Below are 22947 nucleotides of genomic sequence, written 5' to 3' on the forward strand. Positions count from 1 at the left end.
TAAAGAGGACAAGAGCATAAGAGAGGCGCAGAGAAAAATGTTTAAATTTACCTACTACAAACGCATCCAGCTGTCGTTTCTTTTGCTGATCTTTATTCCGCTGATTGCGGTTTCTATCATTTCGTTTGTTCTGATCCGGGATACGATGGTAGAGAAGCTGCAGCTCAGCAACGAGAATGTCCTGAACGTCATGACGGATGAGCTGAGCAAGACCATTGACGATGTCACGTTTGCTTCCCATTTTATCGTGAACGATACGAATGTTCGCAATATCTTGAAGTCATTTGCAGACACAACACGGCTGGCTACTTATCAGGATTATGTGCATTTTAGACAAATTCAGGACGTATTTTCCCTGATTAACTCCAAGCCGCTGAACAATAACGTCCGCATGTACTTGGTCAACCGTCAGCATTTCGTCATCTCTTCCGGCACGGAGGATTTGACCGCCATTAACGGAAGTGTCGACAAGCTGATGGAGCGCGTCGATCTCAATAAACCGGAAAGCCTGCAATGGCTTGGGATGGCGGGCGGCGACTCGGCAGGAAAGGGGAAAAGTTACTATATCGCCAGGGTCATCTATGACAGCCACGAGAAGAGGCAAGTGTCCGTTCTGCTCAGCGCCATTTCCGATTCGTACTTCAACAGGCTGCTCGGTACGGTCGACTTTGGCAAGGTGGCGCTCTTTGATACAACCGGGGAATTCATCGCAGGCGATTCGGGGCTGATCCCGCATCATACGGAGACTAAGGGCAGTGTCCGAACGGACAGGACCATTTTGAAATCGCACTGGAAGCTGTCCTATGAGGCTTCGGAGAAAGAGTGGTCGGGGCAGATATCCCGGACTTTTTATACCGGTCTTGCCGGGGTTCTTCTGCTGTTTCTCGTTTTCTCCGGGATGTCCATCCTGATCGCCAAAAGGCTGCATAGTCCGATTCTCAAGCTGCAGCGGGTTGTTCGCCAGTTCGGAATGGGAAACCTGGATGTCAGACTGGAGGTCAAGGGCAAGGATGATATCGCCGAATTGGGGCAGACGCTGAATACGATGCTCGATCAATTACAGCGGCTGATTCACGATATCGAACAGGAGCAGGAACAGAAGCGGGTGATGGAGCTCGAAGCCTTGTTTATGCAAATTCGTCCTCATTTTTTGATTAACACACTGAATTCGATCAAATGCAGCCTGATCTTGACGAAGGATACGCTTCACAGCGGAATTATAGATTCACTGATGAGTTTGCTCCGAGCCTATCTCAAGGTCAATGAGCCTGCCACTTTACGCGAGGAATGCAAGCTGCTCGGCCATTATGTCGACATTATGAAAATCCGCAATGAAATCCCGCTTCATTTAGAGGTTGATCTGGATCCGGAAACCGAGGGGCTCATTTTGCCGAAACTTATTTTGCAGCCTGTCGTTGAGAATGCCATCGTCCACGGGCTTGTCGATCATCAGACTCCACGCATCGAGATCCGTTCCCGAAGCCACCCGGACGGAATCATAATTGAGATTGCAAACAACGGCTCCGGGGCCGAAGAAGAAATGCTCCAATGTCTGAACCGTAGGCTGGGAACAGCAAGCGGCGAGCAGGATGGGGCTTATGAGCGAGTAGGTCTTATGAATGTGGTCCAAAGACTCCGATTGACCTTTGGACAGGAAGCAAGTTTGACACTCGCCAACCTTCCGCAGGGAGGGATGTCAGTTTCACTGTACTTGCCCCTAAGTCATCATCATGTTTTTTTACCGGAGGGAGAGGAAGAATGATGTATAGAGTAATGCTCATTGACGATGATGTTCCTATGCTCAAGGTACTGCAACAGATGATTGACTGGGAGGCAAACAATCTGCAGATTGCCGGCAGTACGTATTCCAGCGCGAAAGCGCTGCATATGTTTGAGGAAGTCCGGCCGGACATTGTCATTACGGATATCGGACTGCCGCAGAAAAACGGCATGGAGCTGGCGGACCATTTTATTCGCATGAAGCCGGAGGTTCGGATTATCTTCCTGACCTGTCATGAGGATTTTCATTATGCCCAGCAAGCCGTAAAACTGCAAGCGGATGATTATTTGATCAAAGATCAGCTTACAGCTGAGCAGCTGGAACAGAGCCTTGGCAAATCCATGAACTTGTTAAAGACGCGGGCCGGTCTGATTCATCGCGAGGCGGCGAGTTACAACAGCCAGCTCTTTCGGCAGGATTTATTGCAAAGGGTGATCAAGGGCTCGCCGTCCGAGGCCACGTTGGCTTACGCTTCGCAGATCGGCATCTCATGGACTTATCCGTGGTTTATGCTGGGGCTGGTCAGCATTCAGCTTTCCAGCTTTGACAAGCGTTTCAGGCAAACGGAATTTCCGCTGATTTTATACGCTGTCTACAATATCGCGATGGAATTGTCCGAATCGTATGAAGGAATTACGCCGTTCATGGAGCAGGGGAACATTGTGATTCTGCATAACTTTAGGGTGAATCTCGCACAGAATGCCAGCTTGCATCTGCATAATTATTTGCAGCGGCTGCGTTATCAGTGCGTCCACTTTCTTAAAATTCAACCGAGCGTTACCACGGTAACGGACAAAATGGAATTAAGCTCGATTGGCTCCATCTATCAGGAAATCCTTCATGGCAAGTGCGAGTTCTACGAAAATACCGACTATACGATATCCGAAGTTTCGCAAATAAGGGCGCGGTGGTTTCAAGCCGCACCTCAGGGGTTTCTTGACGGTTATGTTCCAGAGCTGGAACGGATGCTCATCAAGCAGGATCTAGATGGTATACGCGCCACGCTGCAGAAGATCGCCGGGACCGCAAAAGAGCTATCGATTGATCCGGGCGACTTTACCAGGGATCTATCCTCCATGCTTCGCGGTATCGAGTTGATGTTTTCCAGTCTGAAATTCGATGAGGATCTGTTCGCCTATCTTGCTCTGGCTCGCACCCTGGAGGATATGATGGAATTGGTGGAGAGAAAGCTGACCCAGATGATCGGCACCCGGCATACGGGAATGGGAAGCTCTCCGAATGAGCCGAAGCTGCAGGTGATCCAGCAATATATCGATCAGCATCTTGACGATAACATCACGTCGATCGACATGGCACGCTATTTGTTTCTGAATCCGAGCTATTTTTCGCGATATTTCAAACGGATGACGGGGTTGACCTTCACGGATTACGTGCATCAATACAAAATGAAGATGGCCACCAAGATGCTCAGAATGTCCGGACAAAATCTGGAGTCACTGGCCATGGGATTAGGTTATTCGGATCGGACGTATTTTTCAAAGGTGTTTAAAAAATACGTGGGGACCACGCCCAGCGAATATAAAGCGAAGTACACCACGCGAAAATAAGAGGACCGATACAGCCCAATTAACATATACGGCAGTAAGCCGCCCGACAAGGGCGGTTTTTTTAAGTTTTTAGAATCAGCATCGAAGCATGGGCTCCACTTTGTGGGGCATTTTTTAGGTCAAAATCTTGCACAGGGCTGGTCATAATCCCTCCTTCTTGCCGATGGCGGATGTATTACTATAATGACAACTTACAAATTGTTGAGGTGATGCTACATGGAGGCTGTACAACAACCAGTGCCCAAGAGCCGGCGGAAGTTTTGGACTCCCAAACGGAAAGAGGCTTTGATCGGGTGGCTGTTTCTGGCCCCGGAGATTGTCGGGATGCTGCTATTAAACGTATTCGCCCTTGGATTTTCTTTGTATTTGAGTTTATCCGATTGGGATATGCTGTCGGGCGTCAAGGGGATTGAGTTTACCGGACTGGATAATTACATCAAGATGTTCCATGATCCGACCATTATTCAAGCGATAAAGAACAATTTGATTTATATGGTTCTTACAGTGCCGATCCCGATTGCGATCGCTCTGGTGCTTTCGGTATTGATTCACAACAGCGTGTTCTTCAAGAGTTATTTTAAAGTTGCATTCTTTATTCCTTATATCTCATCGATCATTGCAGTTGCTGCGGTGTGGAGCGCATTATTCCACCCATCGCTGGGGCCGATCAACCAGTTTCTGATGGAACTCGGGATCAGCAGTCCGCCGAAATGGCTGGTCGATCCGAAAACGTCGCTCTTGGCGATTTCGATTATCAGTTCCTGGGCGGGCCTGGGTTACACGATCATTATCTATATGGCCGGGCTCACGAACATTTCGAATGAAATTTACGAAGCGGCGGATATTGACGGTGCCAGTGCAATTAAAAAGTTTTTTGCGATCACGGTTCCGATGCTCCGTCCGACGACCTTCTTCCTGTTGATTACGATGCTGATTGGCTCGTTTAAAGTGTTTGACATCATTGCCTTTTTAACGGAAGGCGGCCCGAACAATTCTTCTACCGTGCTGGTATTCCGCATCTATGAGGAAGGCTTTAAATACTACAATATGGGATACGCTTCGGCCATTTCCTGGCTGCTGTTCGCGATAATCGGTCTGATTACCGCGCTGACCTGGAAAATGAGAAATGAAGAATAAGGAGGGAGAGGAATGTACATGCAGCTGCTTCGAAAAAACATGTCCAAAGTGGTAATCACCCTTTTCATGGGGGCATTGTCCATCGTGTTTCTCGTTCCGCTCATCTGGATGATTTCCGCGGCTTTTAAATATGAGAAGGATGTTATGAGATTCCCGATTCAATGGATACCGGAAAAGGTGAATCTGGCCTACAATTTCAAGATGGTCTGGATGGGAAGAGTTCCCTTCTATGATTTCTATTTTAACTCTTTTAAAATAGCGATTATTACGACCTTAATCACGCTGATTATCTCATCCATGGCAGCTTATGCGCTGACGAAGATTCGATTCAAAGGACGGAATCTGGTCTTTATGGCCTTGCTCTCGTTCATGATCATTCCGGATCAGGCGACGCTGATTCCGCGATTTCTGCTGATTCGCTGGTTTGGTCTCTACAATACGCATGCGGCCATCATTTTCATGAGTATGTTCTCGATCTATTTCACGTTCCTGCTGCGACAATTTATGATCGGGATCAGCGATGAATATTTGGAAGCGGCCAGAATTGACGGAGCGGGTCATCTCCGGACATTTGCTTCCATTATGGTTCCGCTGTGCAAGCCTGTGCTGGCTACGGTAGCGATTATTAAATTCATTTGGACCTGGAACGATTACCAGAATCCGCTGATCTTCCTGCTGGACAAGGACTTATACACGATTCCGCTGGGTATGACGCTGTTCCGTGATGACTACACCAACAACTATGCCATTATGATGATGGCGGCGGTATCGGCGATCATTCCGCTGGTCATTGTGTTCATCGCTTTGCAAAAGCAGGTCATAAACGGCATTGCTTTAGGCGGGGTAAAAGGTTGATACTATGTCTAAAGTCAAAAATCAGAAGTTTGCGGAAAGTCAAAAATGTAATCCTAGAACCTCAAAATTTTGCACTTGATCGGCCTTGCTGGTGCCTATAATGAACATGAAAACAGCACGACAACTAATTTATCTGTGCAGGGGGAAGTAAGATGAAGAAAAAAAGCAAACACAGATTATCCGTCATTCTTAGCACGATCCTGGCGAGCACCCTGGTATTAAGCGGCTGCGGGAAGTCCGGATCAGAAACCGGTGACAGCAAAAACGCCGGAAACGGTCAGACGGACAAGCAGGTTACCGTCAAGTATTACAACTGGGATAACGAAGCCCAACAGGCGGGTACGGACGCCATGCTCCAGGAATTTATGGACCAGAATCCGAATATCAAGGTCGAACACGTGGTTCTGGTTCCCGGCGATTCCGTGGAAATGTTGAAAAAGCTTGATTTCCTGATTTCTTCCGGTGAAGCGATCGACGTTATTCAATTCCCAAGCTTGGGCGGAGTTCTCGAACGGGCTACACGCGGAGCTCTTGCTCCCCTGAACGAGTTCTATGAGCAAGAAAGTCTGGTTCCGGAAGACGAGTACTTCGTAAATGCCAAGGTAGATGACAAGTATTATGGCATGCAGTACACCAAGAGCATGAACTATGTGATGCTCAACAAGGATGCTCTGGATGAAGCGGGACTTGAAGTTCCAAAATTCGGCTGGACGTGGGATGATTACCGCGAATACTCCAAAAAGCTGACCAAGGGCGAAGGCGTTGACAAGCGTTATGGGTCTTACTTCCACACGTGGGAGCTTTATATGAATGCTCCGGCGCAAACCATGATGAAAGATCCGTTCGTATACGAGGACGGAACGACCATTCTCTCCGATCCGACTTACAAGTATTTCTTCCAGCTCCGCAAAGATATGGAGGAGACGGACAAGTCGGCCAAACCTTACAGTGACGTGCTTGCCGCGAAGCTGAACTACCGTACTGAATTTTTCAATGAAGAAGCCGCTATGATTCTTACAGGCAACTTTACGATAGCGGATCCAGGCAACACAGAGCAATATCCACATGATTTCAAAACAGCCTTTGCTCCTGTACCTGTGCCTCCTGCTGGCTGGGAACCTAAAGAGTATGAAGGCAAATACTTCACGAGCGGCAGCATGCTGGCGATGGGCGCCAATTCCGCCAACAAGGAAGCTTCTTTCAAGCTTATGAGATTCATGACAACAGCCGATTCAGACAACAGACTTGAGTTCTCTGGCTACAAGAAGGCGAATAACGAAGAATTACTGACGAAGCTGGTTGCCGGTAAAGAGGATAAGTACGACATGGATTCCTTGAAATATACGCTGTTCAGCGATGATATCCAGTATCTGGATGCAGCCAAAGTCATGATGACGGCTACCTCGGAATTGACCAAGATCATTGATGACGGCTTTGCGAAATTCATGCTCAGTAATGAGCCGATTGATGAAGTGCAGAAATGGATGGTTGACGAAGCAACGAAGATCATCAACGAAAAAGGCTTAGTTAAATAATCGGGCCTTGACAAAAACCGCAAGGTTGGTGCTTAGCTATGGATTGGAAGGGCTGTCTTCAGTGATCATACATCTGAGGCAGCCCTTATTCTATTGTGATATTCAAAAATAGGAGCAAAGCGATGATCAACGATAATAGAAAGCTTGTAGAACGACGGCCTGCACAGCTCTGGACGGAGGCTTTTCCCATCGGTAACGGGAGACTCGGAGCGATGGTATTTGGTGGTGTCTCCACGGAGCGGATCGGTTTGAATGAAGACTCCGTCTGGTATGGCGGACCGAAACAGCATGACAATCCAGAGGCGTTAGAAAAGCTGGATGATATCAGATCTCTTCTTCGCTGTGGGGAGCTGCAAGAGGGGGAGCAGCTGGCGCTTACACATTTTACGAATGCTCCGCAATACTTTGGACCTTACCAACCGTTGGGGGAGCTGCTGCTTCAGTTCAAATCCGGCACGTCAGAAGTTAATCATTACAGGCGGGAGCTGAATCTGAGGACGGGCGTTGCTTCCGTAAGCTGGGAAGACAACGGCATTCTCTATGATCGAGAAGTCTTTGCTAGCGCTGTTCATCAAGTGCTGGTCGTTCGTATTTCCGCATCGGAACCTGCAGCTATTCATGTATCAGCCCGGTTAAGCAGGCGACCCTTCGATGGAAACATAAAGCGAGAAAATGAGCGTACATTGGCGATGGAGGGCATATGTGGGCCGGATGGTGTTAATTACGCGGCAGTACTTCATGCTTATACGATTGGCGGCAAATGTCAAACGGTTGGCAATTACCTCAATATCCAGTCTGCGGATGTCGTTACTTTGCTGCTCGCCGCTCAAACATCGTTCCGCTGTGATGAGCCTTACCGGGAAGCGCTGCGACAAGTGGAATCCGCTATATTGCTGCCATATGGCTCATTGCTGGAAGCGCATATTGCTGATCATTGCGCTTTATTTGAGCGAGTAAGTCTGGAAATCGAAGCGGCTGATACATGGATAACTCCGGTAACGGAAGAGAGCGCTTCAGAGGCAGAAGATGCACTTGTTGATAAACCTACTTCGGAGAGACTACAGCTTTATCGGCAAGGGGTTAATGATCCTGGGCTTGAGGCGTTGTTCTACCAATATGGCCGGTATTTACTGATGGCAAGCTCGAGACCGGGGAGTTTACCTGCCAATTTGCAGGGAATCTGGAATGAAAGTTTCACGCCACCCTGGGAGAGTGATTATCATCTGAACATTAATTTGCAGATGAACTATTGGATTGCCGAGACAGGTAATTTGCCAGAATGTCACGAGCCTTTGTTCGATTTTATCGATCGTTTGGTCATCAACGGGCGGAAGACCGCGAAATCTCTGTATGGGGCGAGAGGTTTTACGGCGCACACTTCTTCAAATCTGTGGGCAGAGAGCGGCTTGTTTGGAGCATGGACACCCGCTATTTTCTGGCCGATGGGCGGGGCATGGCTGGCACTTCATTTATGGGAGCATTACCGCTATAGCCTGTCAGAGTCATTCCTGCGTGAACGGGCTTATCCAGTTCTGAAGGAGGCTTCCTTGTTCTTTCTTGATTTTCTTGTTTTTGATGAGAACGGCTATATGGTTACTTCGCCTTCGCTCTCACCGGAGAACAGCTATATTAACGAGAAAGGACAGATCGGTTCCTTATGCTCTGGTCCTTCGATGGATTCACAAATTTTATATGCGTTATTTACCGCCTGTATTGAAGCAGCGGAGATTCTGGAGCTGGATGAGGAGTGGAGTAGACAATGGAGTGGTACGCGTGCGAAACTTCCTCAGCCTCAAATCGGCCGATACGGACAGGTCATGGAATGGGCTGTTGATTATGAAGAGTTTGAGCCGGGTCATCGCCATATCTCACATTTATTCGCTCTGCACCCGGGAGAACAGATTATCCCTCATCAAATGCCCGAGTTAGGAGAGGCTGCCAAGGTAACGCTGGAACGGCGCTTGAAGAATGGCGGAGGACATACCGGTTGGAGTCAAGCGTGGATCACGAATTTCTGGTCCAGACTTGGCGAGGGAGAGAAAGCACATGACAGTCTTCGCGAGCTGCTGGTCAAGGCCGTACATCCGAATTTGTTCGGTGACCATCCCCCTTTTCAAATTGATGCCAATTTCGGCGGAGCGGCCGCGATCCAGGAGATGTTGCTGCAATCCCATGGCGGCGAAGTTCGTTTGCTTCCTGCTCTGCCGTCCTCATGGGCAAGTGGTTCGGTGAAGGGACTGCGTGCTAGGGGCGGTTATACCGTAAATATTAGCTGGAAAGAAAGCAAGCTTGAAGCGGCTGAGATTTATTCGGAGAATTTCCGGGATTGTGTTTTATTTAGCGGGCAGCAGCTTGTAATACTTGATTCCACGCATGTTCCTGTACCTGTAACATGCCTAAGCTCAGGCTTGGGTTATCAATATACGTTTGCGGCTGAGGGGGGAGAGACCTATCAGATTGTTTTAAAAAGATAATGAACCATGTCATTTAATCTATTGGATCTAAGTTTCATACTGAAGCAAAACTCATGTGAGGGAGTGAATACAGATGAATGATGATTTGAAGCAGCATACGGATGATCTTGCGGCTTTGCCGACCCCAGAGCAGCTAGTCTGGCAGGACATGGAGCTCGGGATGTTCTGCCATTTTGGAATCAATACGTTCTGTGACCAGGAATGGGGGGAAGGGAGGGATGCTCCGGCTTTGTTTAATCCAGACCGCCTGGATGCCAAACAGTGGGTCCGATCCGCGAAGGAAGCGGGATTCCGTTATTTCATATTGACGGCCAAGCACCATGACGGCTTTTGCCTGTGGCCGACGGTGACAACGGATTACTCCGTAGCCTCGAGCCCGTGGAAGGATGGGCTGGGCGATGTGGTAAAAGAATGCGCAGATGCTTGCCGGGAAGAGGGGATCGGATTCGGTATTTATGTATCCCCTTGGGACAGGCATGAGCCATGTTATGCCGACCCGCAGAAATATGATGACTTTTACTGCAAACAATTGGAGGAGCTCTTAACCGGCTATGGTCCGCTGGTGGAAATATGGTTTGACGGTGCGGGGTCGGAAGGCCGCGAATATGACTGGCCCCGAATCATGGATCTCGTTAAAAGGTATCAGCCCAGCGCCATGGTGTTTAATATGGGCGCGCCGACGATCCGTTGGGTCGGCAATGAGGATGGTGTAGCTCCGTATCCTTGCTGGAACACGGCCGATTCTTCGCGGGGCAGCATGTTCAGCGAAGAATCGCTGAAGTGGCTGCCGGAGACGCCCGGCTGGGTACCTGCGGAATGTGATGTTCCCATTCGCAAAGACCGCTGGTTCTGGCATCCAGACGAAGAACACTTGTTGTTGTCCGTTGATCAGTTAATGGAAATCTATTATCGATCGGTCGGACATGGGGCGACCTTGCTGCTCAATGTCGCTCCAGACCATCGAGGGCTGCTCCCGGAAGCCGATGTAAAGCGGCTTCTGGCATTTGGCAGAGAGATCGAGCGTCGGTTTGGACATGCCCTGGCTGAAAGCTCGGGATCGGGTGAGGTCGTTGAGTTCCCCCTTCCTGGAGCATGCGTGATCGATCATGTTGTTGTCATGGAGGACATTGCTTACGGAGAACGGGTAAGTCAATATGTGCTGGAAGCCCTCATCGATGGAGAGTGGCTTGAGCTTACACGCGGCAGCGCGATCGGTCACAAAAAAATCGATGCGTTCTCTCCAGTATCTGCCGACAAGGTGCGTTTACGGGTACTGCAATATGCAGCAAGTCCGAAAATCAAAAATATAGCGGTTTATCGCTGCGGGCAATAAATTTGGGGTTTTAAACATGAGGTGGAGGGGATCTGTAATGGGAATGCTCACTTGGGAGAACGGACAATACTTGTTGAACCGGCAGCCGTACCGGATTATATCGGGAGCGATTCACTATTTCCGTGTCGTTCCTGAATATTGGGAGGACAGGCTATTAAAATTAAAGGCCTGCGGCTTTAATACCGTTGAAACATATATCGCCTGGAATGTGCACGAACCCAAAGAAGGGAAATTTAACTTTAGCGGTATGGCCGACGTCGTATCGTTTATCGAATTAGCCGGGAAATTAGACCTGCACGTTATTGTCAGACCAAGCCCGTTTATCTGTGCGGAGTGGGAATTTGGAGGTTTGCCGGGTTGGCTGCTAGGTTATGGAGAAGTCCAGCTTCGTTGCAGTGACCCGCTCTATTTGAGCAAGGTGGATCATTATTACGATGAGCTGATCCCGAGACTGGTTCCTCTGCTGTCCACAAACGGCGGGCCGATTCTGGCCGTGCAGGTCGAAAATGAATACGGTAGTTATGGCAACGATCACGCCTATCTGGAGTATTTGCGCGCAGGGCTGGTCCGGCGGGTCGTTGATGTGCTTCTCTTTACCTCCGACGGGCCAACCGACGAAATGCTGCTAGGCGGGTCACTTGACGATGTGCATGCGACTGTGAATTTCGGTTCCAGGGTAGAAGAATCCTTCCGCAAATACCGGGAATATCGAACGGAAGAGCCGCTGATGGTCATGGAATTCTGGAACGGCTGGTTTGATCACTGGATGGAGGACCATCATGTGCGGGATGCGGCGGATGTCGCCGGCGTACTGGATGAAATGCTCCAGAAGGGCTCCTCGATCAATATGTATATGTTCCATGGTGGAACCAACTTCGGCTTTTACAGTGGAGCGAATCACATCCAGGCATATGAGCCAACAACGACAAGTTATGATTATGATGCCCCTTTGACGGAATGGGGGGATAAGACAGAGAAATATGAGGCGGTACGGTCGGTCCTCAGCAAGCATGGTTTTGCGCCAGGTGGTGTCTTCCCGGAGACCGTTCCTAAGGCAGCCTACGGAAAGGTTGCTTTGTCTGAAATGGCCGGTCTATTTACGGAAGCCAATCTACAGCATCTCTCAGAACCGATAAAAAGCGTATGCATCCAGCCGATGGAAAAATTCGGACAGTCCTATGGCTTTATATTGTACAGCACCTTTCTTCAGGGACCGCGTCAAGGACAGCAGCTGCATATCCAGGAGGTCCGAGATCGTGCCCAGGTATTTCTGGACGGTCGGCCGCTCGGCGTGATTGAACGTTGGAATTCAGAGCCGCTCGATATTACCGTTCCCGCAAACGGAGCAAGGCTGGATATTCTCGTCGAAAACATGGGCCGGATCAATTATGGGCCGCTTATCCGTGATCCCAAGGGAATCACGGAAGGTGTGAGAATCGATAACCAGTTCCTGTATGATTGGACGATCCGGACCCTGCCGCTGGAGCCAGAAATGCTGGCTTCACTCTCTTTTAAACCGGTTATGGATGAAGGGCGGGCGGAGCAAGAAGAGCTGTCCATGCCGGAGTCAGTAAACGCGGGCCTGCCAGGATTTTACCGCGGCTGCTTTGAGGTGGAGGACATCGGCGATACGTTTCTTCGCTTTGATGGCTGGACTAAGGGGGTTGCCTGGATCAATGGCTTCAATCTCGGCCGGTACTGGAAGGCGGGGCCGCAAAAGGCATTGTATATTCCCGGCCCTTTATTGCGTAAAGGGAACAACGAACTGGTTCTTTTCGAACTGCATGGCCGTCCCGAATCTTGCGAAGTAGAACTGTCGGATCAACCGGACCTTGGACAGACCGCGGCGGTGGACGAAGCTGTGCTCAATTTCGTACAGGACGGAGAAGACAAATAGTCCATAAAGACACCGATATCGTACGGTTCACCAAGTTCAACGAGCCCGGCCAGAGAAGCTCTCTGGTTGGGTTTTTGCTGCAAATAAGATAAATGATGGCATGGGTTCTGAAATATAGCTTCCTTTTTTGTTCATTTAGGTATTTAATGTTTATATAGGTTCAAATGATGTTTCTTTATGTTCGTTTTAATTTTACATTATGTTGGGACGCAGCTTTACCTATCGGATTGGGAAAGGAGAACACATGAACGATTATAAAGATAGAATGAACCGGATTGTCCAGAACGTTGCGGAACAAGCATGGAGACAGCCTTTGCAATCCAGCGGGCTGTGGTTTCATAGGGATGTGCGCGATAACTTCTATTATGCCTCCTATCTGTTTGCTGCTTCGGTAGACTTTGAGAATGATCCGCGGTTCAACCGGCAGGAAGGCAAGGGGATGGCAGAGGAGGTTCTGGGTCGTGTGCTTCGGCTGCAGAACAGGGACGCGAAGAGTCCAATGTACGGACACTGGCCGCTGAACCTTGGGCCGAAGCCGGAAGAGGCGAGTCCGCATGCGCTGCCGGTAGAATTGATGGGGAGCTTGATGGTTTTGTTCCATCGTAAGTTTGAAAGTGAGATGAGCGAGAGCTTGGCGGCGGAGTTTGAGGCTGCGCTGGAACACATCTACCACGGAGGTTTTTTTCGCAAGCCGCTCACCGTATGCAATCATCATGAGGCTAAATATACAGCGGCCAAGTTAATATTCGGCCAGCTCTTTCGCGATACGGAACTTCTGGAAGACGGAAAACAAAGTCTTCGGGATACTCTGAGTCTGCTCCGCCGGGAAGGTATGGCTGAGTATGGGTGCCTGCCGTGGTTCTGGCATTGGACACAGGCGTTCACCTGTGCGCTGGAATTAGCGGATGAGCCGGAATTGAAGCGGGAGCTTAATGAACTGTTGGATGAGCTGTGGAGCCTGCGCACGGCCTATTATTTGAAAGGGGCTTGGGTAGGAGCCCGCTCCAGGGAATGGCCGCATGATGCGCCGAGGGATGCCAATGTGCTTCACGACTATGTGCAGTTCGGTGATTTCAGCCTCCCGGAGGAGATGCCGCGCACGGAGTATGCCGGTTTTCTGTTCCACGAAGCGCCGGAAGCTAAACGGCGCCTAGCCCTCAATCGAGGCGAACCGACGGAAGTGCGCAAGGCTATGATGAAATCGGTTGACGGCGAGATGAGGCAGCTGCACTCTTATGCTTATGTGACGGCATATTTTGCGGCGGGCGGATTGTGGGAGCGGGTTCGTGAGTTCGACAACGAGCAGCTGCGCTGGATGTTCAGCCTCCCTGTCCGCACCGGCGGCAAGGCCAATCAGCTGTATTTTTTTCACCCGGGAGAGGGATATGATCCTTCTGGAAGCGATCCCCGTCACCAAAGCGAGTGGATGGAGGTGCTGTACCACAAAAATGTGGTGCTTGCGGTTTATCCGCTGCCGGAATCAGCTGATGATGGGGGCGGAGAAGTTGTTGGCGTTCTACCGGAAGGGGAATGGTTGTATGAGGCAGAAGCTTTGTACGGCAAAGTAGATGATGTTTATTTTGCCGTTCATTTGAGTGACGGGACTATTTATGATATTAGGGAACAGTCCGGCTATCATTTGGTTGTTTGTCAGGGAGCAGGAATCGGTCTTACCGTAGAGGCGGTGTCCGTTCAAGAAGCGGAGCACAGGGGCATCGGACAGCTAGCGGCGTTTGCGCGGCGGATGTCCGAACACAGACCGGAATTCAAAACAGACGGCGGGCATGAGGTTGTGTATACAGGATGGATGACCGAGGATCGGCTACATCTGAAGGTTATGGCTTCAGGCAGCTCAGCGAGAACGATAAATGGAGCGGAGTGTACGTTTGAATTGTATTCTGTGTAGTTATCGAATAGAAAAGAGGAGTTAAGATGAAGAAACTGCAGCTGATTCAAAAAATTGCGGAAGAAGGCGTGGTCGCCGTCCTGCGCGGCGATACGCCGGAGCAGGTTGTGGAGATGGCCGAGCAGGCGATTGCCGGCGGCATCAAAGTGATTGAGGTGACGATGACCGTACCGTTTGCGCTCCGGGCTATTGAAACGCTATCGCGTAAATATTCATGGAACGCCCAAGACCCTTCCTCCTACGCCATCATTGGGGTAGGTACAGTGCTTGATCCGGAAACAGCACGTGCTGCGATATTGAGCGGTGCCCAGTTTGTTGTTGGGCCGTGCCTGAGCAGGGATACCGTGATGTTGTGCAACCGCTATCGGATTCCGGTCATGCCGGGGGTAATGACAATCAAGGAAATCCAGGAAGCACTGGAACTGGGGGCGGACATTGTCAAGCTGTTCCCTGGCAACCTGTATGATCCATCCATGATCAAGGCGATCAAGGGTCCGCTGCCGCAGGCGAATATCATGCCGACCGGTGGTGTCTCACTCGACAACCTTGGCGAATGGGTCAAGGCCGGGGCGATAGCCGTCGGAATTGGCTCCGATCTGACAAGCGAAGCTTTGAAGCGGCAGGACTACGGCTTGATTGCCCAAAAAGCGGCCGAATACAAGCGAGCGTATCTGCAGGCAAAAGGGCAGACGCATTAACAATTAACAATACTTTAAAGTGGTAGAAAATTTCGATCAGATAACGCCTGCTGCGGACTCCCCGAGTCTTCGGTAGGCGTTATTTGTTATTTAAAAGTTCATTCTGAATATCGAATGAAAATCAGTAGTCCGTATAAAAAGTATATAATATCCAGCTGCGGGAACAGTAGAGGAAAAGATAAATGAAGGTCATTGAATTCCTTGTAAGGCAAAGCTGGCCATGAGGGAAAAACGAGGAGTCGTTTACATGACGAATAAAACCACGCGCAATCATGTTTCACAAGAAAAATTGCCGGTTTCCATAGCGGAATTTATCGAAAATATGAAGAATCGATTCGGGCAGAGCGGAGATATCATCTACCGGGAGTTGACCTTGGGCGCTATCCCTACTGTGATGGTCTATATTGAAGGGATGGGAGATCCCCGCTTGCTAATCGAAGCGATTCATGCAGATTTACCTCTATTTATTGAATTTCCAAACCAGTCACCGGAAGTACGCATGAACATGCTCAAAGAACTCACGATCACAATGGGGAAAGTGGGAGAAGCCAACACCTTTCAAGAAGTGGAAGGGAAATTGTTGTCCGGGAATACAATCATTTTCATGGATGGAACATCAACCTCACTGTACGTTGGTACTGAAGCGCTGAAGCAGCGCGGAGTTGAGGAAGCCAGCTCACAATCCGTAGTAAGAGGGCCGAGGGAAGGTTTTACCGAATCACTCCGCGAGAATACGGCTCTAGTCCGGCGAAGAATTCAAAGCCCTAAGCTTCGTATTGAAGAAAGAACGGTAGGCGAGCACACCAATACGCTAGTGGCGGTGATGTACGTGGATGGATTATATGATATCGATGTCCTTGATGAGCTGCGCAGAAGATTGGATGGAATCAAGCTGGACAGCGTCCTTGAGAGCAATTATATCGAGGAGATGATTCAGGATCATCGGTACAGCCCTTTTCCGACGGTATATAATTCAGAGCGGCCTGACGTCATTGCATCCGCTTTGCTGGAAGGACGAATTGCGATTTTTGTGGAAGGAACGCCATTTGTGCTGGTGGTTCCGGCGCTGTTCGTTCAACTGTTTCAATCGAGTGAGGACTATTACCAGCGATGGGATTTCGCCAGCCTTGTTCGACTTCTTCGATACTTTTGCTTCGGAATAGCGCTTCTTACACCCTCATTATATATTGCGATTACCACGTTTCATCAGGAAATGCTGCCGACCAACTTGCTGACCAGCTTAATCGGCCAGCGGGAAGGGGTGCCCTTTCCCGCATTTATCGAAGCGCTGATCATGGAGATCACGTTCGAGATTCTGCGTGAGGCCGGCATTCGCTTGCCTAAATCGATTGGCCAATCCGTTTCCATCGTTGGCACTTTGGTTATTGGGCAGGCCGCTGTCGAAGCGGGTCTCGTATCGGCTGCGATGGTTATCGTTGTGTCCATGACAGCGATTGCCAATTTTGCGCTGCCATCCTTCAATATTGGAATCTCGGTGCGGATATTGCGATTTGGACTAATGGGAATAGCAGCGTCGTTTGGATTGTACGGGATGATTATCGGCATGATTATGATTGGCCTTCATCTATGCAGCCTGCAGTCCATGGGGGTTCCTTATATGTCTACTTTTGCGCCTTTACATTGGCGAAGTCAAAAGGATGCTTTGCTGCGAATGTCGCGTCATAGCATGAAGAAATATTTAACCAAATCCAAGACATGAGCCGTCAATTAGCTATGACTTGAGTTCTCTATTTCATATAGATGGGACTGGTTATGTATGTTGGAAAGAAAAATACTTTCAGTCCTGCTCATATTAAGCCTGGCCGTAACACCTGGATGCTGGAGCAGAAAAGAATTGAATGAGCTTGCCGTCGTCATGGCACTTGGAATTGATACGCATGAGAATGGGTATGCCATTTCTGCTCAAGTGCTCAATTCCGCAGAGGCGGGCTCCAAAAAAGGCGGATCGATGGGGAGTCTTCCGGTCGTCACCTATAAGTCAGTCGGCAAAACCATCCCCGACGCCCTTCAGCGCATGTTAAGCATGGCACCTCGGAGACTGTATCTGTCCCACGTTCGCGTGTTGGTATTTGGCGAAGAGATGGCCCGGACAGGGGTCAGCGATGTCCTCGATTATATCTCCCGAAATCATGAGCTTCGAACGGATTTCTTCATGCTCGTTGCGAAGAACGGAAAGGCCGCGGAGATCCTGGAGGTCGTTACGCCATTTGAGTATGTTCCGGCGAACTCGCTCTATTCCTCCATTCTGATATCGGAAAAAAAATGGGCAGCGACGGGGAAAGTCACCTTGCAGCAGTTTGTGACGGAGTTAAAACGCAGCGGCTCAGATCCTGTATTATCCGGTGTCCAATTAAACGGCAGTTTAGCCGAAGGACAGTCTATGGAGAATGTGAAGGAAATCAATCCCTCAACGCTTCTTCAACATACGGGCCTCGGCGTGTTTAAAGGGGACCGGCTTGTAGGATGGCTGGGGGAACCGCCCAGCAAGGCCGTCAATTATGTCCTCAATAAAGTCGACAATACAGCGGGATATATTTCGTGTCCGGATGGCGGCATTGTCGGGTTCGCGGTGAACCGGGCAGACACAACGCTTGATGTTACGCTCAATGTGGAGGGGATTCCCGAATTTTCAGCCGAACTGGAGGTCGAGGCCGACGTGAATGCCGTTCAATGTCCGATTGATATCAGTCAACCAGCTGTCATAGACGAATTAGAGAAGGATATCGAGGATAAATACAGCACCAACATTCGGAAGCACATCGGGCTGGTGCAGCAGCGTTATGGATCCGATGTTTTTGGATTCGGCGAGGTCCTGCACCGAAAATATCCGGACATTTGGAAAAAATACCGGAATCATTGGGGAGAAACCTTTAAAACGATGAGGATCCGCGTGGATACCGATGTAGCGATCCGCCGGATCGGATCCATCATACAACCCTTAAACCAAAAGGTGGATGAGCCGTGAATTGGCATTGGTTATTCATATTGTTCCTATCCATCGTATTCATTACGGAAACCCGGCATCTTATGAAGCTGCGCTCCCTTAGGGACACGATCGTGTTCTATGCGGTATGGGGAGTAACCTTGCTGGCCTTGTTCGGGGATATGATGGAGGTCCCTTATTTAAGGCCGCTGGACTGGATCCGCGCCTTGATGCAGCCGCTGAACAGGTTAATCTCATAATGAAGAAGGGTATGGTAACACGTGATCAAATACAAGGATATCGCCGCACGACAATTTTTTATACTGACTTTCGGCTTGACCATCGGAACCTCGATCCTGGTTACCCCCTCCGGGTTAGCACATACCGCACGGGAAGATGCGTGGATGGCCTCCCTCTTCAGTATCTTCATCAATCTCCTTATGGTTGGGCTGTACATTGCCATCGCGCGTGTCTATCCAGGCCAAACGATCTTCGAGATCCATGAGAAGGTGCTCGGGAAGCTGCTGGGAAAGATCCTCTCGCTGATTTATCTATTTTACTTTTTAATTCTTACGGGCACATTGCTCGGTAACTTGGGGTTTTTTCTGAGCAGCGAAATGATGCCGGAGACGCCGATCGAAGCCATTCAAATCTTGTTTTTGATAGCGGCCGTCATGTGTGCAAGGATGGGCATCATTCTTTTGGCCCGTGTCGGTGAATTAATGTTTCCGTGGATTGTATTTCTGTTTATGGTTCTTGTCCTCTCGCTCACTCCCCAGATCGGTTGGAACCATATCAAACCTATGCTTGAGGAAGGCTGGATGCCTGTTGCCAAGGCCGGATATCATGCCTCCATGTTTCAGGAACTGATTGTGCTGATGGTGTTCCTGCCTCTGGTCAAGGGGGAGAAAAAAGGGGAGAGGGCATGGATGGGGGGAGCTGCTGCAGGCGGATTCGTGCTGAGCATCATCGTCCTGCTCAGTGTGCTGATTCTGGGAATTGAACAGACGGAGAATAGCACGTTTCCGGCATTTGCACTCGCGAAGACGATTAACCTAGGAAACTTCTTTCAACGTGTTGAAGGCATATTGATTACGCTTTGGATCCTGACTTTTTTTATCAAGATCTCTCTATTGTATCTTTCCATTCTTCAAGGAATGAAGACCGTGTTCCGACTGAAGGAACAAAATCCGCTGATCTATCCGTTGTCCGTGCTGTTTATCATCGTGGCCTGGAATACATACATCAACACCGTTTATGTTGCTGATATCATTCAGAATGTGTGGTCGAGTTACGCCCTTCTCCACTTGTTGGTGATTCCCATGGGTCTTTATCTGATCGGGTTAACCAGAACGAAAATTCTCAAATCGAAGTGAATTTCAGATTGTATTAGAACCATGCCCGATACCTCGGGCTTTTTTTTGTGCCGGCTGCATCGAATCCCACAAATGCACTATTTTTTTGTTAAAAAGCTTGAAAGTGACGTAACGTCATCTTATATACTGAAAGTATCAAAGACGATTAAGAAAGCAGGTGATGAAGTCGATTCCCATTCAAGAATTATCCAAACAGACGGGGATTACGGTAAGAACGCTGCGCTATTATGACCAGATAGGCTTGCTGATTCCTGCCGCCAAAACACCGGGCAAACATCGTATATACAGTGATGATGAATTAAAGAAGCTGCAGCAAATACAGTTTCTAAAAAAGCTGGGCTTCAGTTTGCAAGAAATATCGGATATGATTTCAAATCCGGAATGGAACTGGTCCACCAGTTTGATGAATCAGTTGGACTTCGTGTTGAACGAACAAAAAAAGCTGAACCAGATGGAATCGGCGCTGCGGGCTGTGCTTCATAGCATCGCGGTGGAAGGTGAGACAAGCTGGGATGTTATTCAGAAATTAATACACCTCTCCGGAAGAGACCCCTCGTTAAAGCATTCATTAAGGCAACAAATGTTTGAGAAGCGCGAAGTAGAGTTGTTTAGTCTGCTTCCCAATATGAACAGCACCGATCCCGACTCTCTCGAGTGGATTGCGCTGTTGGGGCAGCTCAAACGGCGGATGCAGGACGGACCCGACTCACCGGATGTACAACGAATTGTACGTCGGATGGATGAGAAACGACTGGAGGTATTTGAAGATGAAGATCCCTTCGTAGATAAGCTGTGGGAAATCCGTAAATCCCGGGCACAGTCGGAGCAGATGGGGTTATATCCCATCGAGGATGAACTTCTTCAATTCATGGAACAGGCTTTTGAAATTTATGTATTGCGAAAGGATAAAAAACAAGTTGAAGAGGGGGAGACTACTTGACGCTGGAACTTCTGCTCTCCTTTGGAGCCTTATCACTCTTGGACATGCTGAGTCCAGCCACGCTTGGCGTAACGGTGTATTTGCTCTTGACCGAACGGGACCGGTTAATCCCGCGTTTATTCATTTATTTATTCACAGTAGCGGGTTTCTACTTCCTTGTTGGAGCAGCGCTTATGCTGGGCTTGGATGCTGTTCTGCAATCCGTAACCGGCATCTTTCAGAATCGAACGGTCAGCTGGGTCATGGCCGTGATCGGCGGAGTCCTGTTTGTTGCCAGCTTCTTTATCCCAACAAAAAAATCGTCCGAGCCGCGCCGTCCAAGATCCAACAGCTTCGGGGCCATGATCGGGCTTGGTTTCACGACCTCCCTGCTGGAGGTAGCAACAGCCCTTCCGTATTTTGCGGCCATCGGACTCATGACTAAGGCGCAGTTAACTACAGTTCAATGGATGCCCATCCTGGCAGCATACAATATCGTGATGGTGCTGCCTCCATTCATTTTGCTCGGTTTACACCTCGTATTAGGCCGCATGATGCAGCGTCCGCTGGAGAAGCTGCGCCTGAGAATCGCCAAGAGCTCCGGATCGATTCTGTCATGGGTGCTGTGCATCGCCGGGCTGATCTTGTTGCTGAACAGCATGGATAACTTGTAAAGAAATCCGATTTTGAATGAAGAACTCGCTGGATGAGAGAGGGCCGAGAAGCATCGGCGCCCTCCCTCGAAATCGGGAAGGTCAGCCCATGAAGAGTCAGCCTTCCAACGATGTACGAACAGCTTCAATGGCATGTATGAAGGTTGTATCAAACAGAGGAACTTTGGAATCCTCGGGTTTAATTAATAATCCGATCTCCGTACAGCCTAGAATAATTCCTTCGGCTCCATCTTGAATCAGCCGTTCAATAACCTCTTTATAGTAAGCTTTTGAATCCGATTGGATGTTACCGAGACATAACTCCTCATATATCACTTTATTTACGATCTCTCGATCTTGTTCATTGGGAATAAGCACTTTGATATGAGTAGATTCTAATCTGTGCTTGTAAAAATTCTGCTCCATCGTATATTTGGTTCCAAGCAAGCCTACTGTGCGAATTCCCTGTTCACGGATTTGATTTGCCGTGGCATCGGCAATGTGCAGCACAGGGATATTTATTTTTTCTTCGATATCCTCTAGTACCATGTGCATCGTATTCGAACATATCACAACAAAATCGGCGCCGCCCTTTTCTAAAGAAAGCGCAACTTCGCCCAATGTTTCACCGGCTTTTTTCCAGTTCCCCTCAGATTGATAGCGTTCAATCTCTTCGAAATTCACGCTGTACATAAGGCATTTGGCCGAGTGGAAGCCGCCCAAGCGGCATCTCACCTGCTCATTTATGATTCTGTAGTATTCAATGGAGGATTCCCAGCTCATTCCCCCGATAAGTCCAATCGTCTTCATAGATAAGCTCCTTTGCGATCCTAAGTAAACCCATTATAGGGTGTTTCAACATGCATAACAAATGCTATCTCCGTATCCGATCCATGGTGTTCGCATCCGAGAGACTGCAAGGTAGAGTTTGAGTTTCTGGTCTAGAAAGGATCACCAGGCTACCGTTAAGCCTGCTAAGTATTCATATTATTCTCGTTATGATATATTAATCGCAGGGTTCATCGACGGACCGACACCTAAAACTCGCGGTTTGCAACAGATGTGCTTGTCCTGGCATTACAGCTCGAAACATTGAGGGGGTTATCCATGAGCACACGGATTTTAGAACGGTTACGAGAAGAGACGGCAGCGCAGCATGAACGAATCGAACAGAATCCATACGCCAAAGCTGCATTCGATCAGACCCTGACCATTGATCAATATCGGTCTTATTTAGCAAAGTTTTACGGATTCATTAAACCAGTCGAAGAGCAGCTTATGGAAGATGAAGCCCTGAACCATATGGGATTGGATATGGGGATTCGGATGAAGTCGAAGCTATTGGAAGATGATCTTATCCATCTGGGAATGACTCCTGATGAGATTACACATTTGCCGCCGTGCAGCCGATTGCCCGAGCTGAGAACCCGTGCGCAAATATTGGGGTATTTGTACGTTTTGGAGGGATCTACACTTGGTGGCCAAGTTATTACGAAACAGCTGATGAAGTTCTTGCCACTGGGCCCCGAGTCGGGCAGCCGTTATTTTTATGCATATGGTCAAGAGACCAAGTTAAGATGGACCGAATTCCGGGAAGTACTGCTTTCCAATGCCACGGAGGATTCGGACGTGGTTATTAACTCGGCTATAGAAACTTTCCGTTTATTGGATGCTTGGATCAGAGAATAGGACTAATTTTTGCGAACGGACTCCATCATTCGTGATTTAATCGCATGTGATTGACTTAAATCGCCTTTAATAGCCATAGAAACACTTTTATGAAAAAAAACGTGTCCATATCACGTTTTTTTTATTGGCGTGAAACAAGCTTACATATACTCCTGTCTAGCTATAGCCGTAGGCTATAACTAG

Annotated in this window: 18 protein-coding genes; 17 read left to right on the forward strand and 1 reads right to left on the reverse strand. The window is 48.9% G+C overall.

The genetic code is table 11. From position 1 onward, the window contains the following. The first annotated feature begins 37 nt into the window (after positions 1-37). The 16 genes from PAEVO_RS05970 to PAEVO_RS06045 all read left to right on the forward strand — a co-directional run bounded on the left by PAEVO_RS05970 (position 38) and on the right by PAEVO_RS06045 (position 21096). The gene (locus tag PAEVO_RS05970; RefSeq protein WP_100536722.1) at positions 38-1762 is read left to right on the forward strand and encodes a sensor histidine kinase; all 1725 of its coding nucleotides are present in this window, start codon (positions 38-40) and stop codon (positions 1760-1762) included. After that, positions 1759-3348, forward strand: a complete 1590-nt coding sequence (locus tag PAEVO_RS05975) for a response regulator transcription factor (RefSeq protein ID WP_100536723.1) — start codon at positions 1759-1761, stop codon at positions 3346-3348. Before PAEVO_RS05970 ends, PAEVO_RS05975 begins: the two co-directional genes overlap by 4 nt. A gap of 216 nt (positions 3349-3564) precedes the next feature. Then, positions 3565-4485 carry a carbohydrate ABC transporter permease gene (locus tag PAEVO_RS05980; protein WP_100536724.1) on the forward strand — a complete coding sequence of 307 codons (921 nt, stop codon included), beginning with the start codon at positions 3565-3567 and terminating at the stop codon, positions 4483-4485. 18 nt (positions 4486-4503) lie between these two features. Beyond that, positions 4504-5340, forward strand: coding sequence for a carbohydrate ABC transporter permease (locus tag PAEVO_RS05985; RefSeq protein WP_164817335.1), 837 nt, complete (start codon positions 4504-4506; stop codon positions 5338-5340). A gap of 152 nt (positions 5341-5492) precedes the next feature. Further along, positions 5493-6875 (forward strand): ABC transporter substrate-binding protein, encoded by a 1383-nt coding sequence (locus PAEVO_RS05990; protein WP_100536726.1) that lies wholly within the window; start codon positions 5493-5495, stop codon positions 6873-6875. A 122-nt stretch (positions 6876-6997) separates the two neighbouring features. Next, positions 6998-9349 carry a glycoside hydrolase family 95 protein gene (locus tag PAEVO_RS05995; RefSeq protein ID WP_100536727.1) on the forward strand — a complete coding sequence of 784 codons (2352 nt, stop codon included), beginning with the start codon at positions 6998-7000 and terminating at the stop codon, positions 9347-9349. Positions 9350-9422: 73 nt separating this feature from the next. Next, positions 9423-10682 carry an alpha-L-fucosidase gene (locus tag PAEVO_RS06000; RefSeq protein ID WP_100536728.1) on the forward strand — a complete coding sequence of 420 codons (1260 nt, stop codon included), beginning with the start codon at positions 9423-9425 and terminating at the stop codon, positions 10680-10682. Between the two features lie 37 nt (positions 10683-10719). Then, positions 10720-12579: a glycoside hydrolase family 35 protein gene (locus PAEVO_RS06005; protein WP_100536729.1), complete on the forward strand. Its 1860-nt coding sequence runs from the start codon at positions 10720-10722 to the stop codon at positions 12577-12579. Between the two features lie 244 nt (positions 12580-12823). Next, complete coding sequence (locus PAEVO_RS06010; protein WP_100536730.1) at positions 12824-14485, forward strand: hypothetical protein; 1662 nt, start codon at positions 12824-12826, stop codon at positions 14483-14485. 26 nt (positions 14486-14511) lie between these two features. Next, entirely contained in the window at positions 14512-15183 is a 672-nt protein-coding gene (locus PAEVO_RS06015; RefSeq protein WP_100536731.1) for a bifunctional 2-keto-4-hydroxyglutarate aldolase/2-keto-3-deoxy-6-phosphogluconate aldolase, read from the forward strand. A gap of 247 nt (positions 15184-15430) precedes the next feature. After that, entirely contained in the window at positions 15431-16903 is a 1473-nt protein-coding gene (locus PAEVO_RS06020) for a spore germination protein (protein WP_100536732.1), read from the forward strand. 57 nt (positions 16904-16960) lie between these two features. Next, the gene (locus PAEVO_RS06025) at positions 16961-18169 is read left to right on the forward strand and encodes a Ger(x)C family spore germination protein (RefSeq protein WP_100536733.1); all 1209 of its coding nucleotides are present in this window, start codon (positions 16961-16963) and stop codon (positions 18167-18169) included. Continuing rightward, positions 18166-18387 carry a hypothetical protein gene (locus PAEVO_RS06030; RefSeq protein WP_100536734.1) on the forward strand — a complete coding sequence of 74 codons (222 nt, stop codon included), beginning with the start codon at positions 18166-18168 and terminating at the stop codon, positions 18385-18387. The genes PAEVO_RS06025 and PAEVO_RS06030 overlap by 4 nt, the downstream gene beginning before the upstream one ends. A gap of 21 nt (positions 18388-18408) precedes the next feature. After that, positions 18409-19503: a GerAB/ArcD/ProY family transporter gene (locus PAEVO_RS06035; protein WP_100536735.1), complete on the forward strand. Its 1095-nt coding sequence runs from the start codon at positions 18409-18411 to the stop codon at positions 19501-19503. Positions 19504-19663: 160 nt separating this feature from the next. Continuing rightward, positions 19664-20443, forward strand: a complete 780-nt coding sequence (locus PAEVO_RS06040; RefSeq protein ID WP_100536736.1) for a MerR family transcriptional regulator — start codon at positions 19664-19666, stop codon at positions 20441-20443. Then, positions 20440-21096 carry a GAP family protein gene (locus tag PAEVO_RS06045; protein ID WP_100536737.1) on the forward strand — a complete coding sequence of 219 codons (657 nt, stop codon included), beginning with the start codon at positions 20440-20442 and terminating at the stop codon, positions 21094-21096. Before PAEVO_RS06040 ends, PAEVO_RS06045 begins: the two co-directional genes overlap by 4 nt. 96 nt (positions 21097-21192) lie before the next feature. Here PAEVO_RS06045 and PAEVO_RS06050 read toward each other — a convergent pair whose 3' ends face one another. Beyond that, complete coding sequence (locus PAEVO_RS06050; protein ID WP_100536738.1) at positions 21193-21885, reverse strand: aspartate/glutamate racemase family protein; 693 nt, start codon at positions 21883-21885, stop codon at positions 21193-21195. Positions 21886-22182: 297 nt separating this feature from the next. Between PAEVO_RS06050 and PAEVO_RS06055 the strand changes: the two genes are divergently transcribed. Continuing rightward, on the forward strand, positions 22183-22764 hold the full coding sequence (locus tag PAEVO_RS06055; protein ID WP_100536739.1) for a biliverdin-producing heme oxygenase: 582 nt from the start codon (positions 22183-22185) through the stop codon (positions 22762-22764). Positions 22765-22947: the final 183 nt, after the last annotated feature.

It is taken from the genome of Paenibacillus sp. GM2FR, assembly GCF_002803325.1.
In the GTDB taxonomy this organism is placed as follows: Bacteria; Bacillota; Bacilli; order Paenibacillales; family Paenibacillaceae; genus Paenibacillus_AQ; species Paenibacillus_AQ lautus.

Bases quoted from the DNA above. Each gene is read 5' to 3' on its own strand.
- PAEVO_RS05970 (WP_100536722.1), top strand. From the start codon at position 38: ATGTTTAAATTTACCTACTACAAACGCATCCAGCTGTCGTTTCTTTTG.
- PAEVO_RS06000 (WP_100536728.1), top strand. From the start codon at position 9,423: ATGAATGATGATTTGAAGCAGCATACGGATGATCTTGCGGCTTTGCCG.
- PAEVO_RS06015 (WP_100536731.1), top strand. From the start codon at position 14,512: ATGAAGAAACTGCAGCTGATTCAAAAAATTGCGGAAGAAGGCGTGGTC.
- PAEVO_RS06005 (WP_100536729.1), top strand. From the start codon at position 10,720: ATGGGAATGCTCACTTGGGAGAACGGACAATACTTGTTGAACCGGCAG.
- PAEVO_RS05980 (WP_100536724.1), top strand. From the start codon at position 3,565: ATGGAGGCTGTACAACAACCAGTGCCCAAGAGCCGGCGGAAGTTTTGG.
- PAEVO_RS05985 (WP_164817335.1), top strand. From the start codon at position 4,504: ATGCAGCTGCTTCGAAAAAACATGTCCAAAGTGGTAATCACCCTTTTC.
- PAEVO_RS06050 (WP_100536738.1), bottom strand. From the start codon at position 21,885: ATGAAGACGATTGGACTTATCGGGGGAATGAGCTGGGAATCCTCCATT.
- PAEVO_RS06010 (WP_100536730.1), top strand. From the start codon at position 12,824: ATGAACGATTATAAAGATAGAATGAACCGGATTGTCCAGAACGTTGCG.
- PAEVO_RS05995 (WP_100536727.1), top strand. From the start codon at position 6,998: ATGATCAACGATAATAGAAAGCTTGTAGAACGACGGCCTGCACAGCTC.
- PAEVO_RS06020 (WP_100536732.1), top strand. From the start codon at position 15,431: ATGACGAATAAAACCACGCGCAATCATGTTTCACAAGAAAAATTGCCG.
- PAEVO_RS05975 (WP_100536723.1), top strand. From the start codon at position 1,759: ATGATGTATAGAGTAATGCTCATTGACGATGATGTTCCTATGCTCAAG.
- PAEVO_RS06055 (WP_100536739.1), top strand. From the start codon at position 22,183: ATGAGCACACGGATTTTAGAACGGTTACGAGAAGAGACGGCAGCGCAG.
- PAEVO_RS06040 (WP_100536736.1), top strand. From the start codon at position 19,664: ATGAAGTCGATTCCCATTCAAGAATTATCCAAACAGACGGGGATTACG.
- PAEVO_RS05990 (WP_100536726.1), top strand. From the start codon at position 5,493: ATGAAGAAAAAAAGCAAACACAGATTATCCGTCATTCTTAGCACGATC.
- PAEVO_RS06025 (WP_100536733.1), top strand. From the start codon at position 16,961: ATGTTGGAAAGAAAAATACTTTCAGTCCTGCTCATATTAAGCCTGGCC.